We start from the raw sequence: 12,892 nt of genomic DNA on the forward strand, positions 1-12,892 counted from the left end.
AAACGCTCGGCTGGGATACCCCAGCCGAGCGCCTCGCCAAGCTGCTCACAACGAGCAACTGACCTTACGTGTTGCGACGACTCCTAGAATTCGCCGTTCGGAGACGGCCCCCTCGATCTGGAACACCTGGTCGGCGGGGACACCGAACCCTCCCAGGAGAACTTGGACCACCTTGCGAGCGAGTCTGGCGGGACGGCGGCCCTCCACCAGCCTGAAGTCGCAGACGCACTGGCACGAGCTCGGAAACCGGATCGTCCCGGGGGCAGCGGTGCCGTCCCGGACCGGCGTGTTCACAACCATGGCAAGCCCTCTCGGCGAAGTGATGGCGTCGATCCTGGACGCCTCCTTGCCTAAGCCATGATGACTACGCAACTCAGAGAATGCAAGGTATGCATTCGCACTAATTGAGAAACCGGGATAGCTTGGGCCGAAGCGCCATCGACCATCGGGAGCCACACCCAGCGACGAAGGAGCCTGACCGTGCCAGCGAAGAAACCCACACGCACACTGCGCATGCGACGCTTGGCCGCCGAGCTGCGCAGGCTCCGCGAATCAGCTGGTCTCAGCCGCGAGGACGTCACCGCGGCGACCAGGATCAACGGTTCCACGCTCTACCGCGTCGAGTCGGCCCAGGCCCGCCCCCAGCTCCGCACCCTGCACACGTTGTGTGACCTCTACGGGGTGGACGAGGCCGAGCGGGAAGAACTGCTGGCCTTGACCAAGGACTCGGGCAAGCAGGGATGGTTGGAGACGTACCCCTCCGAACTGCCAACGGAGTACACCAACTACATCCTCTTCGAGTCCGAGGCCCGGACCATCCGCAACTACGAGTCCTTGTTCGTTCCCGGTCTGCTCCAGACCGAGGACTACGCTCGGGCCGTCATCCGGGGGACGGTTCCCCTCGCCACCGATGAGCAGGTCGAGGACCGTGTCCGTGCCCGTCTCCAACGCCAAGAGCTGTTGCACGGAACCGAACCGCTCCGACTGCGCGCCATCGTGGACGAGGCGGTGCTCCGCCGTGTCGTGGGCGGTCCATGTGTCATGCGCGAACAGCTACTCCACCTGGGCACCATGGCCAAATTGCCGCACGTGGAGGTACAGGTCATCAGGTTCGAGTCGGGTGCCCACCCGGGCATGCCCGGGTCGTTCGTGCTGATCGACTTCCCCGAGCCGGCCGACCCCGCCGTGGTCTACATCGACAGCATGGCTGGCGACCTCTTCCTCGAAGGCGACGTCGAGGTCGACCGGTACTCACTCATCCTGGAACAGTTGATCGGTGTGGCGCTCAGCCCAGACGAGTCGAGGCAACTCATCGGGACGGTGGCCGCGGGCATGACGGCAGAAGACTAGGAGGACGGGATGAGAAAGAACGACACGGAGACCGGCGAGTGGTTCACGAGTAGCTACAGCAGCGGCCACGGCCAGTGCGTCGAGGTCAAGCACCACGGTGGTGAGACCGCTGTCGCCGTACGCGACTCGGTGCACCCCAGCGAGGCGGCGCTCGGCTTCCCGGCAACGGAGTGGCGGGCCTTCCTCCGCCCCGCCGCCGGGTAGTCAGACACAGTCCCTCTCTTATCCAGAGCGAGCAGGGAAGGAACGTTCAGCGGCGGTTCCGGACGCGTATCCCGCGCGCCCAGAACACTTGAGGCCCCGAGCGTGCCGTCGAAGAACCCCGTCTGGTGGGTCTCGGCGTTCAGCGGGGCTCGCTCCAACGCCTTCACCGCAGGGTCAAGACGGGTCAAGGCCAACCATCCTGCCCTGGGCCACGCGGCGAGCCCTCTGTGTGAGTTCGGCGAATCCGCGCCACGCTCTCTGGAAGCGAGTTCATCTGTCTAGACGCGACCCCGAAACGAGGCGCGTAACCGCGGTTGACCACCGAACGCCTCGTCCGCGCCCGCGCCCCTGCTACGTGGACTCGATCCGAGCGACCTTGCGGCCTGCCTTCAAGAAGACCTGGACATCCTCCGATGAATGGTCTCCCGAGCTGAGGGCCTTGGCCACCACCTCGTTCAAGGACCGCTGAACGTCGTCCTCAGCGAGCGGAACGGCGTCCTGGCGACCACCGGTCTCGATGACGAGGCGAAGACCGTTCTGCTTGGCGATGCGGCGGGCCGCCGAGATGCTCGGAGTGAACTCCAAGGTCCGAGCGAGTACGGCTCCGACCGCCTCCTCCGCGGCTTTCGTGCTGATGACCGGTAGCGTTTCGACGGCACCGAACGTCCGGCGAGAGAACTGGGCCGTGAATCCGGCACGGGCAGCCATCGCGCTCTCGACCCCGTGCAGCGCGGCGACGGCCTCACCAGCCAAAACCTTCTTCAGGTCCATCGGGTGCAGCGTCTTGTCCTCGATCCGCGCGGTGACGACACCGATCTCCTGATCGCTCCACTCGGTCCAGGCGCTCAGGTAGGGGGCGACCAAACGGTCGGGGATCGACATGACCTTGCCGAAGACGTCCTCGGGTGTGGCGCTGAGGGCGATGTAGTTGCCCATGCTCTTGCTCATCTTCTTGCCGGTGCCGTCGGTGCCCTCGATCAGCGGCATCGCGGCGACGAGTTGGGGCTTCTGCCCGGTGATCTCCATGACCTTGCGGCCCATCTGCATGTTGAGCAGCTGGTCCACACCGCCGAGTTCGATGTCGGCGTCAATCTTGGCCGAGTCGATGGCCATGACCACCGAGTAGATGAACTCCGCGGTGCTGAGCCCTTGGCCCTGCTCCAGGCGGGTGCGAAAGTCCTCGCGTTGCAGCGACATCGACACCGGCACCTGGGCGAGGATCTCGATCAGTTCGGGGAGGCGGACCTCGGCGAGCCACGTGCTGTTGTGTTGGAAGTCCGCTCGGGCGAAGTCGAAGAACGGGCTGACCTGGTCCCGGTAAGTGGCCAGGTTCCGAGCGATGTCGGCGTCGGTCAGGGCCGGTCGGTCGCTGGACCGCCCGGAGGGATCCCCGATCTTCGCGGTGATGTCGCCGATGATCAGCACGACGTGGTGGCCCATGCGCTGGAATCGGCTCAGGACGAGCATGGGTACAGCGTGTCCCAGATGGACGTCGGCCGAGGTGGGATCGATGCCCAGCTTGACGATCAGGGGACGCCCCTCGGAGCCCGCCGACTCAATGCGCTGGCTCAGTCCTTCAACGGAGGGGAGGACCTCGACGGTACGGCTGGCAATCAACTCCGCCTGTTCGACGGGGCCGAGGTCGGACAGGTCCAAGTTCCTTCGGACGGCGCTCTCGGCGAGCAGCGCCTCGACGAGTTCGTCCGAGGAGAGGTCCTGCCGAAGCAGGCCGAGGGCGCGGGATATGGATTCACCGAGGCGTGTCATGGCGTCCTTGCACGGGAATGGGGAATGGGTCGTTTGATCGCTGTCAGAGTGTACCGGGGAGCTTCCCACGTGCTGTTCCGTCTCACGGCCACAGCTCTTTGACGTGCACGAGGAAGTCGACGAACCGACCTTTTTCCGTGTCCCATCGCCGCGATCCCTCTCGACAGGACTGGTGGATGATCATCAGCTCCTCGTAGGAGGTGTAGGTCATCTGGTACATGAGTTGGAACACGGGCGACAGCGCGGGCTCTCGTGTGTGGTCCGACGTGACCAAGCGCCGGATCTCGTCGGCGTCGGACTCCACGGTGATTCCTGATCCTGGAATGCTCTTGGAGGACTTTGGGTGCCCGTGGAACCCCAGGTTCATTCGGGTGTAGATCGCGGACAGTAAAAAATCACCGCGTAACGGGATATCTTCGTCGAAACGTTCTTTCACTTGTTGTGCGAAGCGCACATATTTGTGCTCGTCGACACCGAGTAGGACCAGGACCGCGTCGTGGCTCTGACCAAGGGAGACGAAGTCCGCGGCCATGAGGGCGAGGGACAACCGACGGCGAAACGTCATGGTCTCGTCGACGAGACCCCTCGACGCGTAGTAGGGGTGGTTGTCCTCTTCGGCCGCGTCGAAGTCAGCGTCCTCGGTGTAGCGGCCCAACAGGTACATGGTCGTCAACACGTCGGTGCTGGTGGCCTGATCACGCAGGACCCCGCGTGCGTCGTCGAACCCCAGCCGCGTGGCGAAGGTGCGGAACCGCTCGGCGAGCTCACGGGTGAACCCGTAGGAACGGGTGCGACCGTTGTAGGCGTCCATGTCCCCGAGGACGATCTGGCACGCCTCGCCGCCCTGTTGCAGGCGGACCATCTTCATGATCTGCGAGGCGCTGGCCATGTGGGGTGGCCCCGACATGCCGAACCCCGTGGTGATGATCCGTCTACGGATATCGGTCGTGACGAATCGGTCGGCCGAGTGGTGACACAGGTAACGGAGGTTCAGCTCGTCGCGCTCGATGCCGGCGACGGAGAAGTCGAACCGCCGAAGATCAAAGGTGTCGTAACCGAACTCCCGCACGACGTTCTGGTAGTAGTCCTCGGAGTAGAACACGGGGGGTGTGGACAACGGGGCCTCCTTGTTCGAGGTTCGTCACGAAGCGGTGGCGTCTTCGGGTGTGAGCACTGCCTTGAGGGGTCGGTCGGAGTCGGAGGTACGCATCCGTCCAAGGACCTCGGGGAGCTCGTGGAGGGGATAGCGGTCATGGGTGAGTATCGCCGCCCACGCCGGTCGCGCCGCGAGGAGGTGCAGGGCGTCGGCGAAGTCGTGGCCGACTCGGCGACAGAAGGAGAACGACCCGGTGATGGTGAGGGAACGACGGAAGACGTCCCTCAGGTCCCGGCCGAGACGGACACCGGGCTCGTAGGCGTTCTGCACCACCACGTGGCCTCCGTCCCGGACCAGTGAGAGAGCGGTGTCCAGTGGTTGGGCGTCGCGCCCGCTGGCTGCGTCCACCACGGCGTCGAAGCGCGAGCACGGGAAGGCGCCGACCAGGCCAAGGGTGGCGTCGAGCTTGTCCTGGAGCACCGCCACCCTGGACGTGTCACGCACCAACAGGCTGACGTGCCACCCGAGGTGGACGGCGTAGGCCGCCGTACAGATCGCCACAGCGCCTGAGCCGATGACGGCCAGACGACCACCGACGGTGGCGGGTAGGGCACAGCGAAGGCCGTGGATCGCGACGGCCAAGGGGTCGGCCAGGACTCCGTACACCAGGTCCGCATCCTCGGGCAACTCGGTCACGGCGGTTCGCGGGACGGTGAGGAAGTGGGCGAAACCGCCTGGAAGGTCCCACCCCAGACGCCGAAGCGCTGGACACAAGTGGGTCTCGCCACGGGAACAGCGGACGCAGCGGTCGCAGGGGATGAGGGGATCGACGACCACGGGGCGGGCCGAGGAGCCCTTGATGTCCCACCCGGTGACCTCGTGTCCGGGGCACCATCGGCGATCGGAAACGGGGATGGGTGAGCGGTTGAGCTTGGCGAGGTCGCTGCCGCAGACTCCCGCGAAGGCAACCTTCACCAGGACCTCGTCCGGCCCGGGTTTCGGAGGCTCCTGCGTCCGCCATCGCAGATGACCATCGAGGACGCTCCAGGTCCCCGTGCGGGGGTGCACGTGCCTCATGTGCCCTCCCCGAACAGAGCGGAGCCTGGGAGGTCCTCCACCCGCGCGAGCATTGGACCGTTCCAGTGCCGTACGCCGAACGCCAGGGTTCCGGAGCCACCTCTGCGTCGGACTCCGATGGCTCGGAGCCCGACCGCGACGGCGCCTCTCAGCTCGTCTCCTCCTCCGTCCCCGCAGTACGACAACCGGCCGGGGGCGATGGCCAGCTGGGCACTGACGCGGGCGTAGAGGTCGGGGTGGGGTTTGGTCCGTCGGGCTTGGCAGCTGAACACCGCGGCGTCCACGACCTGGGCCAAGCGGCAGTGGGGCCACTCCTGGGCGATGTCGGCGGAAGCATCGCTCAGCACCCCGAGCCTCATGCCTCGCGCTCGAAGGCCGCGCAGCAGGTGGATGACACTGTCGTCGGCCTCCAGCCGTTCGGCCGCTCGCCACCCCAGGAGCCGATCAACTTCGCTGGTCATGCTCGGGGCATCGCAGCGGCGCGCGAGGTGGGAGGCGAGTGAGGCCCGGGTCCGCAGCCGCCCGTCGTGGCGTTCGGCCCAGCTGTCGACGAGGAGCGTCTCGACGGCTTCGTGATGGGCTCCGGTGACGGTCGCGATCGCCTGCGCCATGGCGCGCCGGTCCTCACCCGTGGGGGCGTCCACGAGTGTGCCGAACAGGTCGAAGACGACGCCTTGGTGGGTCGAGGTCATCCTTCTCCTTCCGTGTCTGCTGCTTCCCTGTCGAGAGTGCTGAGCGGTGCGGTTCCGAACACTCACGGAAGAGCCGACCATTCGGGGTCTCCGGGGCTTACGGGTACGGCGAGCTACGTCCATGGGCGCTCGTACAGGTCGTGGTGCACGGCCATGACCTTCTCGTGTTCCGCACGGCGGTGCTCGGCGAAGTCCGCGCGCCGATTCGTGGAGTCATCGGTGTCCCCGTGGGTGACGGCTCGGTCCAGGGCCCTCAAGAACCGCTCGCCGTAGGAGTACGCGTTGCCGTCGGACCAGTCGAACCACACGGGTTCGGGTGCCAGCCCCTCATGCTGCTGGTACTGCTCGTACAGGTATCCGGCCATGGAGGTGATGGGCAGGAGACCGAGGTCGAAGGCGAGTTCGAGCTGGCCGGAGTGCGTGCCCCACTTGTAGGGCAGTATCAGCGCGTCGCAACCCACAGCGGTGTCGGCCACCTCTTCATCGGTGGGGAAGGGGGCGATGTCCACCTTCAGACGGGATTCCGCCACCGCCATCGACGAGATCAAGTCCCAGACCGGGCGTTCTCCGTCGTGTTCGAGGTTGACCGGTGCGGGAGCTCGTAACAGCATCTGGAGCTCCGTTTCGCGCTGCTGCCGTCCGAACCTCCAGTTGTGAAGCACCGTGGGGACGTCTCGGTTTTCGCGCAGCGACCCGAACATCAGGTACCGGAACCGGTGCTTGGCCCCTCTAGCCGGTGCCGGAAGCTCGTCGGGCGAGACCACGTAGCCGTGCGGCGCGACGACCGTACGCACGGAGGGTCCCAGCCTCGCGTGCAGTTCGGCCGCGGATCCCCATGTCAGACAGATGAACGGGACGTTCCACTCAACCAACGTGCGTAGCTTGCGCTGGTACGGCCGCCGTGAGGTGAACACCGGCGCCACGTCGTGGGCGGTGAACACGACGCGCCTCCCCGCACGAGCGCACTCGGACAGCACGAGCCTCAGAACGGCCAGGTCGTCGAACTCGACGTGGTGCAGGTGCAGTACGTCGAACCAGTTGAAGGGGCGTCGTGCGAGTACGTGCTTCAGGGTGAGGTCCCGGGGCACCCCCTCGGAACCGTTGAGGACCCGTACGTGCTCGCTGGTGAGTTTGCGAGCGTACGGGGTGCGTGCGGGGACGTGCGCCACCTTGAGGCGAGTCATCACGGCCTCCTCGCCAGGTCGAGCAGCATCTCGGCGGCTCGTCCAGGGCTGGCGTAGCCCGATATGGGACCGGAGAGCCGGCGTGCTCGCTCCCGGATCAGCGCGGAACCGGTCACCGTCTTCACCGCTCCGCGCAGTTCGTTGGGATCGGGTGGCCACGGGATCCGGACTCCACACCCGGCCCTCGAAGCCGCGTCTGCGACGTAGTGCTGGTCACGGCCGCGCGGTGCCAGCACCAGAGGGCACCCCCACCACAAGGCCTTGCTGACCAGCCCGTACCCGGCGGTGGACACCACGGCGTCCACGTGGGGAAGCAGCCGGGTGTGGGAACTGTAACCGGACACGACCGCGTTGGGAGGAACGTCGGCGTCCAAGTCGTGTTCGGCGGCCACGGTGGCGACGACGTCCACGTTCTCATCCGCCAGAGCGGAAAGGGTCTCACGCACCAGGGCGAAGTCGTCCTGCCAAGCGGAGCTGTTGGCGACGAGGACTCTTGGGCGCCTCTGTGTCCTGCTCGACCATGCCCCGGAGTCGGCGTCCGCTTCGTTCTCGTCCCATGGAGGAAACGAGGTCCGCGCCACGTAGCGGGGGAGTTCACGCCTCCCCCGACGTAGCAATGGGTGCCCGAGCAGGAACGTCAGGTGCGGCGACATCCGCAACCAGGACGCGTCCCCTGGGGGACGGGGCTCAGGACCCACGCCCACGCTGCCGCGCAAGTCGTCCCACCAACGACGATAGGCCTCGTGCTCCGGCCCATGACTCTCCCACCAGTTTCTGTACATGGCGTCCACCTCAGCACTTTCGTCGAAGAGGTAGTGCACGTAGGAGGCCCAAGCGATGTTTCGGGACTCGGCGGCCAGGCCCGCACCGACCACGAAGGAATCAGCCAGAATCGCGCTGGGATCGAACGAGGACATCGCGTCTTCGACCTCCAGGAACTCCGCGCGTACGCGCTCGCTGAGCCATGACCGGCCGAGGACCTCCGGGCCCAAGGCGTGTTCGTCGGACTTCCCTCGTTCGGACCAGTCGTAGGAGATGCCCGAGGTGTAGGAACGGAAGCCGACTCCCAGCGTTCTGGACAGGGGCTCCAACCGGCCGGGCCCGAGGAGCAGGATGTCCTTTCCTCGCCGACGCAGCTCCTGGACCAGTGGTACGACGGGATAGATGCTTCCTCGCTGTGCGTAGGGAATCCACATCACACGGTCCGCGCTCAGCACCCCAGACGTTCCCGGGGGCCTCATGACCGATTCCCCCGCAGTTCCGCGAGCTTCTCCGCAACTTGGCCGTCCATGATGACGCGCCGCGCCCGCTCATACCCCTCTTCCAGATCAGCGGCACACCCGGCGGCACGCAGGACCAGGGCCGCGTTGAGTGCGACGACGTGGACGTGCTGTGGGTTTCCTCGCCCCCTCAACGCTTCCACCGCCCATCGCAGTGCCTCGTCAGGGGTTTCGGGAGCGCTCAACTCACCCCTTCGGACCGCCCTCGCCCCGGGCATGGCTTCCGCTGGAAGGAACCGCGTCTCACCGACCTCGCCGTCCCGAAGCTCGCACAGGAGCGAGGAGTCACCCACGCCCAACTCGTCCGAGAAGTAGCCGGCACGGCTTTGTGATCCGACCACCACCGCGTCTCGTATACCGAGCTGGCGAAGCACCGACGCGGCCAGGTCCACCCTCGGGTGCGACAAACCGAAGACAAGCTTGTCACCGACCACCGGTGAGGCAAGACCAGCGAGCCCGAATCCGAAGGGGGTGAGCACGTGGAACCTCCCCCCGTAGACGCTGTCCAGGGTCGGGATCGTCTCCTCCACCGGAACGAAGGCGAACCCGTGTCGTCGCACCGCGCTCAACGCGGCCCCACTGGTTCGGCTATGCCGTAGGCCCATCCGTGAGGCGAAGTCTCGGGATCCCATGATCGAGGACGTCGCGTAGGAACCGACCTTGATCACGGAGGCGCCCCCGGCCGCCGCGACGATGGCGCTGGACGTGGAGATGTTGAACGTCTTGAGCCCCTTCTTGCCACTGCCCGCGAGTACCACGAGCCCCTGGACGCCGTGGTCCCGAGGGGTCGCTGGAGCGACCGTGTCGAGGAGGAGTGCCGCTCGGACGAGCTCCGTGACCTCGCTCTCGATGGGTCCGCGAGCCATCAGTCCGGACATCAAGGAAGCCAGGAGGTGGTCCTTCGTGAAGGACTTCAGCCCAAGGAGCTCGGTCAGGGATCCCGTCAGCAGACCGGGCGGCAGCGGAGACCCCAGACTGATTCGATAGATCGCTTCACGAAGCATCGCCGGTGGTGCGGTTTCCGGAGCGCTTCCATTTACCTGCGGGTACTCATCGGCGCACGTGGCCGGTCTCACGGCGTGCATCGTATCTCCTTCAGCGTTGGGGGGGTAATGGGGTCGCGCTTAAGCAGACAAGGAATATGAACTCAGGAAGTAGGGAAATTTTACAGGGAAGGCATTGAATCTAGAATACGAGATTCCCTCCGGACTAAAATGATCCCAAGCCAGACCGGAGACGCTCCGAGAAATCCTGCGTCTCCCATGACGGCGGAACGATGAACCGAACACCCCTTGGATTCTTTGAACCTTTTTATACGTCACGAGATCACCGCTTTTGACTAGGAAGAATATTCGACGCTTGAGTGCGCGAGGATCATCCTTCTTCTGAACCTCCGCGTGCCGGTGCCGTGATCAGTCGGCCTCAGCAGCGATACTCAGAAGAGGGAGTATGACCTGTTCAGTCGTTCGCCATGAAGTTGCTGGGGGTTGAAATGCGGATCTTCTACGACACGGAGTTCTGTGAGGACGGGGCGCGCCTGGACCTCATCTCGATCGGACTGGTTCGCGAGGACGGTGTCGAGTACTACGCGGTCAACGAGGACGTCGACGGGGAACGCGTCTTGAACAACCCCTGGTTGCGCGAAAACGTAGTCCCCCATTTGCCACTGATCAACGGATCCGGAAACGAAGGTTTCATACTGGACAGCGTGGATGACTCGGTCAAGCCGCGTTCGGTGATCGCGGACGAGGTAGCGGCGTTCATCTCGGTTACACCACGACCCAGTTTGTGGGCGTGGTTCGCGTCCTTCGATCACGTAGCTTTGACCTGGCTATTTGGCCCGATGGTTAATATGCCCGAGGGAATTCCGATGCGCACCAACGACCTCAAACAGGAGGCGGAACGGCTGGGCGACCCGATTCTTCCCGAGCAGCCGGCGGATCTTCACCACGCGCTGGCCGACGCTCGGCACAACCGCCTGGTCGCCGACCACCTCGATCGCCTCGCGGCCTCACCAGACCGTTGAAGCCCTCTCGTGGATGGCGCGTGAAGAGTCCCGGGCCATCCAGAGCCGACGGCCGCTGAGGGTCCGCAACCGTCGACGCCGAAGTCCGTGTGGGCGGAGTCCGCGTCACCGGTCAGGTCGACGGGTCGATCAAGCGTTTCTTGATGTAAACGGCTCGCCCGTTCCAAGGTCGTAGTGGTGTCGGTCGGCTCTGGTGTCACTGGGCCTCTTCCCCGTCGATGGCTCGGAGTCACCAGCGTCCCGCAAACAGTCGGGACAACCTATGCGCACACGCATAACCGCAGCGTTCGATTTATGCGTGGTGTTCGAATTACCTATCTTCACCAGCTCACATGAAGCAAACTTGGAAGCCCCCGCTTCAAGTGCTGACGGCCGTGATGATGACAGCGGCTGCGACCATGGAGATGTCCGTGCCCAACCCTTGTCGATCATGGGCTGTTGGTCGCGTGTGGATCTTCGATCGATCTGGTCATGACCTCATGTTCGGAAGCAGTCCCTCATGCTTCAGGGGCGAGCAGGGCCCCGGTTATCGCGTGTGTCTTGGCTTCCTGTAGGTTTTCAGGGCAGGAAGCACGACCTCTTTTGGTTCTGTTCGTGAGTGTGGGTTCTGGCACTGATCTTGTGACGTGGTGACAGCCCGTCACGCGTTGGGGTCGAGAGATCGGTTGCGACGAGGGACGAACGGAGTTCTTACGCAGCCTAGGACTACGGACTTCGTGACCCTTCGTGATCAGTCCAGAGGATCATTGCCAAAACCCAAGTTGGTGACCGATCCACTGATATCCCCGGGGCCGTCAACATCAAGCTCCTCTGACTCTCGTACTGCTTGAGGCGGTGCGTCGTCGCTGGCCGAGCACGGAAATCCCTGACCTCTGAAGGGCTGGGCGGTCTACCGTGGCGGCTATGCGTTCCCCCACCCCCCGTCAGTGGACCGCGATAGCCATCGCAACAGCGGCCCTACCCGCGCTCGCTCTCACCGCATGGCCGCTGGCCCCCTTCCTGGCCAACCTGGCGCCCGAGACCCTGCCCCTGAGCCGTATCTTGTGGGGACTATTTTTTGCCGCCACCCTGCTGGCCTCAGCCATCCTGGCCCGTTCCGGGGCCCACGGGAGTGTTCTGTGGTTGGGGTGGCTGATCATCTCCGCCTGGGTCGTTGCCATCGCTGCGGTCGGCGGGATCGTGCTCGTGGTCTGGCTCGTCCTGGGTTCCCCGAGCTTGGGGGAGCTCCCACGCCTCTCGCCCAATCAGCTAGACGCCATCGCAACCCGTGCCTTCGCCGTCGTGGCCGGTCTGGGTGGTGTGGCGTTGCTGATGATCGCCTACCGGCGACAGCGCACCGCTGAGAACGGCGAGCAGCGTGAGATCACCAAGCTGTTCACCGAACGCTTCACCACCGCCAGCGAGCAGCTGGGCAGCCAGCACGCCGCAGTCCGCCTGGCCGGTGTACACGCGCTCGCCCACCTGGCTGATGACGCCCCCGAGGGGCGTGAGGACTTGGCGCAGATGGTAATCGACGTGCTGTGTGCCTATCTGCGCATGCCTTATTCTCCCGCCCCCAAGGCACTGCCCAAGAACGCTTCCAAGGCCCGGCGTGAGGAGCACCGCGAGCGCGAGCTGGAGTGCGCTTCCTTCCGTCAAGTACGCCACACCATCATCCGAGTCATCGGCAACCACTTACGCGAGCCCACCCGTTGGAGGGGTAAGGACTACGACTTCACTGGTGTCGCCTTCGACGGCGGAGACCTGTCCCAAGCTCACTTCGGCGGCGGCCATGTGTCCTTCAAGGCAGCCCGGTTCGCTGAAGGGGAGGTGTCCTTCATCGGAGCACAGTTCACCAATGGATTGGTGTCCTTCGCCGAAGCCGAGTTCACTGGCGGAACCGTGTCTTTTGCCCTAGCCCAGTTCTCTGGCGGAGAGGTTGCTTTCGCCAGGGCTCAGTTCACTAGTGGTCTGGTGGATTTCTCGGGAACTGAGTTCACCGGAGGGAGGGTGACATTACATCGGGCCCAGTTCTCCGGCGGGACGGTGTCCTTCCAAGGCGCCCGACTCCACAACGACGCGGTGTCCTTTTATGAGGCCGTGTTCACTGGAGGTGAGGTGTCCTTCTTCGGAGCCCGGCTTTCCGGCGGCGAGATCTCCTTCGCTGGGGTCCGGCTCTCCGAAGGGAGGGTGTCCTTCGAGGAGACCCAGTTCACGGGCAGCGAGGTGTCCTTCTT

At 64.8% G+C, this 12,892-nt stretch carries 11 protein-coding genes; 4 read left to right on the forward strand and 7 right to left on the reverse strand.

What is annotated here, in order from left to right:
- Window positions 1–480 precede the first annotated feature (480 nt).
- Together ACFYL4_RS15180 and ACFYL4_RS15185 are read left to right on the forward strand one after the other, a co-directional pair.
- Window positions 481–1,350 (forward strand): helix-turn-helix domain-containing protein, encoded by an 870-nt coding sequence (locus tag ACFYL4_RS15180; RefSeq protein ID WP_387518829.1) that lies wholly within the window; start codon window positions 481–483, stop codon window positions 1,348–1,350.
- A 9-nt stretch (window positions 1,351–1,359) separates the two neighbouring features.
- A complete protein-coding gene (locus ACFYL4_RS15185; RefSeq protein ID WP_387518830.1) occupies window positions 1,360–1,554 on the forward strand; it encodes a DUF397 domain-containing protein in 195 nt (64 codons plus the stop codon).
- Window positions 1,555–1,905: 351 nt separating this feature from the next.
- Here the strand turns inward: ACFYL4_RS15185 and tyrS are convergent, their stop codons facing one another.
- The 7 genes from tyrS to ACFYL4_RS15220 form a co-directional block, all read right to left on the reverse strand.
- Window positions 1,906–3,321: a tyrosine--tRNA ligase gene (tyrS, locus tag ACFYL4_RS15190; RefSeq protein ID WP_387518831.1), complete on the reverse strand. Its 1,416-nt coding sequence runs from the start codon at window positions 3,319–3,321 to the stop codon at window positions 1,906–1,908.
- Window positions 3,322–3,403: 82 nt separating this feature from the next.
- Window positions 3,404–4,438, reverse strand: coding sequence for a hypothetical protein (locus tag ACFYL4_RS15195; RefSeq protein ID WP_387518832.1), 1,035 nt, complete (start codon window positions 4,436–4,438; stop codon window positions 3,404–3,406).
- Between the two features lie 24 nt (window positions 4,439–4,462).
- Window positions 4,463–5,494, reverse strand: a complete 1,032-nt coding sequence (locus ACFYL4_RS15200; protein WP_387518833.1) for a zinc-binding dehydrogenase — start codon at window positions 5,492–5,494, stop codon at window positions 4,463–4,465.
- Entirely contained in the window at window positions 5,491–6,186 is a 696-nt protein-coding gene (locus tag ACFYL4_RS15205; protein ID WP_387518834.1) for an HAD family hydrolase, read from the reverse strand. The genes ACFYL4_RS15200 and ACFYL4_RS15205 overlap by 4 nt, the downstream gene beginning before the upstream one ends.
- A 113-nt stretch (window positions 6,187–6,299) precedes the next feature.
- Window positions 6,300–7,370, reverse strand: a complete 1,071-nt coding sequence (locus tag ACFYL4_RS15210; RefSeq protein WP_387518835.1) for a hypothetical protein — start codon at window positions 7,368–7,370, stop codon at window positions 6,300–6,302.
- On the reverse strand, window positions 7,370–8,611 hold the full coding sequence (locus tag ACFYL4_RS15215) for a glycosyltransferase (RefSeq protein WP_387518836.1): 1,242 nt from the start codon (window positions 8,609–8,611) through the stop codon (window positions 7,370–7,372). The genes ACFYL4_RS15210 and ACFYL4_RS15215 overlap by 1 nt, the downstream gene beginning before the upstream one ends.
- The gene (locus tag ACFYL4_RS15220; RefSeq protein ID WP_387518837.1) at window positions 8,608–9,735 is read right to left on the reverse strand and encodes an anthranilate phosphoribosyltransferase; all 1,128 of its coding nucleotides are present in this window, start codon (window positions 9,733–9,735) and stop codon (window positions 8,608–8,610) included. Before ACFYL4_RS15220 ends, ACFYL4_RS15215 begins: the two co-directional genes overlap by 4 nt.
- Before the next feature lie 386 nt (window positions 9,736–10,121).
- Here ACFYL4_RS15220 and ACFYL4_RS15225 point away from each other — a divergent pair, with 386 nt between their 5' ends.
- On the forward strand, window positions 10,122–10,676 hold the full coding sequence (locus ACFYL4_RS15225) for a hypothetical protein (protein WP_387518839.1): 555 nt from the start codon (window positions 10,122–10,124) through the stop codon (window positions 10,674–10,676).
- 903 nt (window positions 10,677–11,579) lie between these two features.
- The coding region (locus ACFYL4_RS15230; RefSeq protein WP_387518840.1) for a pentapeptide repeat-containing protein at window positions 11,580–12,892 on the forward strand (1,313 nt) is incomplete at its 3' end.

Source organism: Nocardiopsis sp. NPDC006938, assembly GCF_042869555.1.
In the GTDB taxonomy this organism is placed as follows: domain Bacteria; phylum Actinomycetota; class Actinomycetes; order Streptosporangiales; family Streptosporangiaceae; genus Nocardiopsis.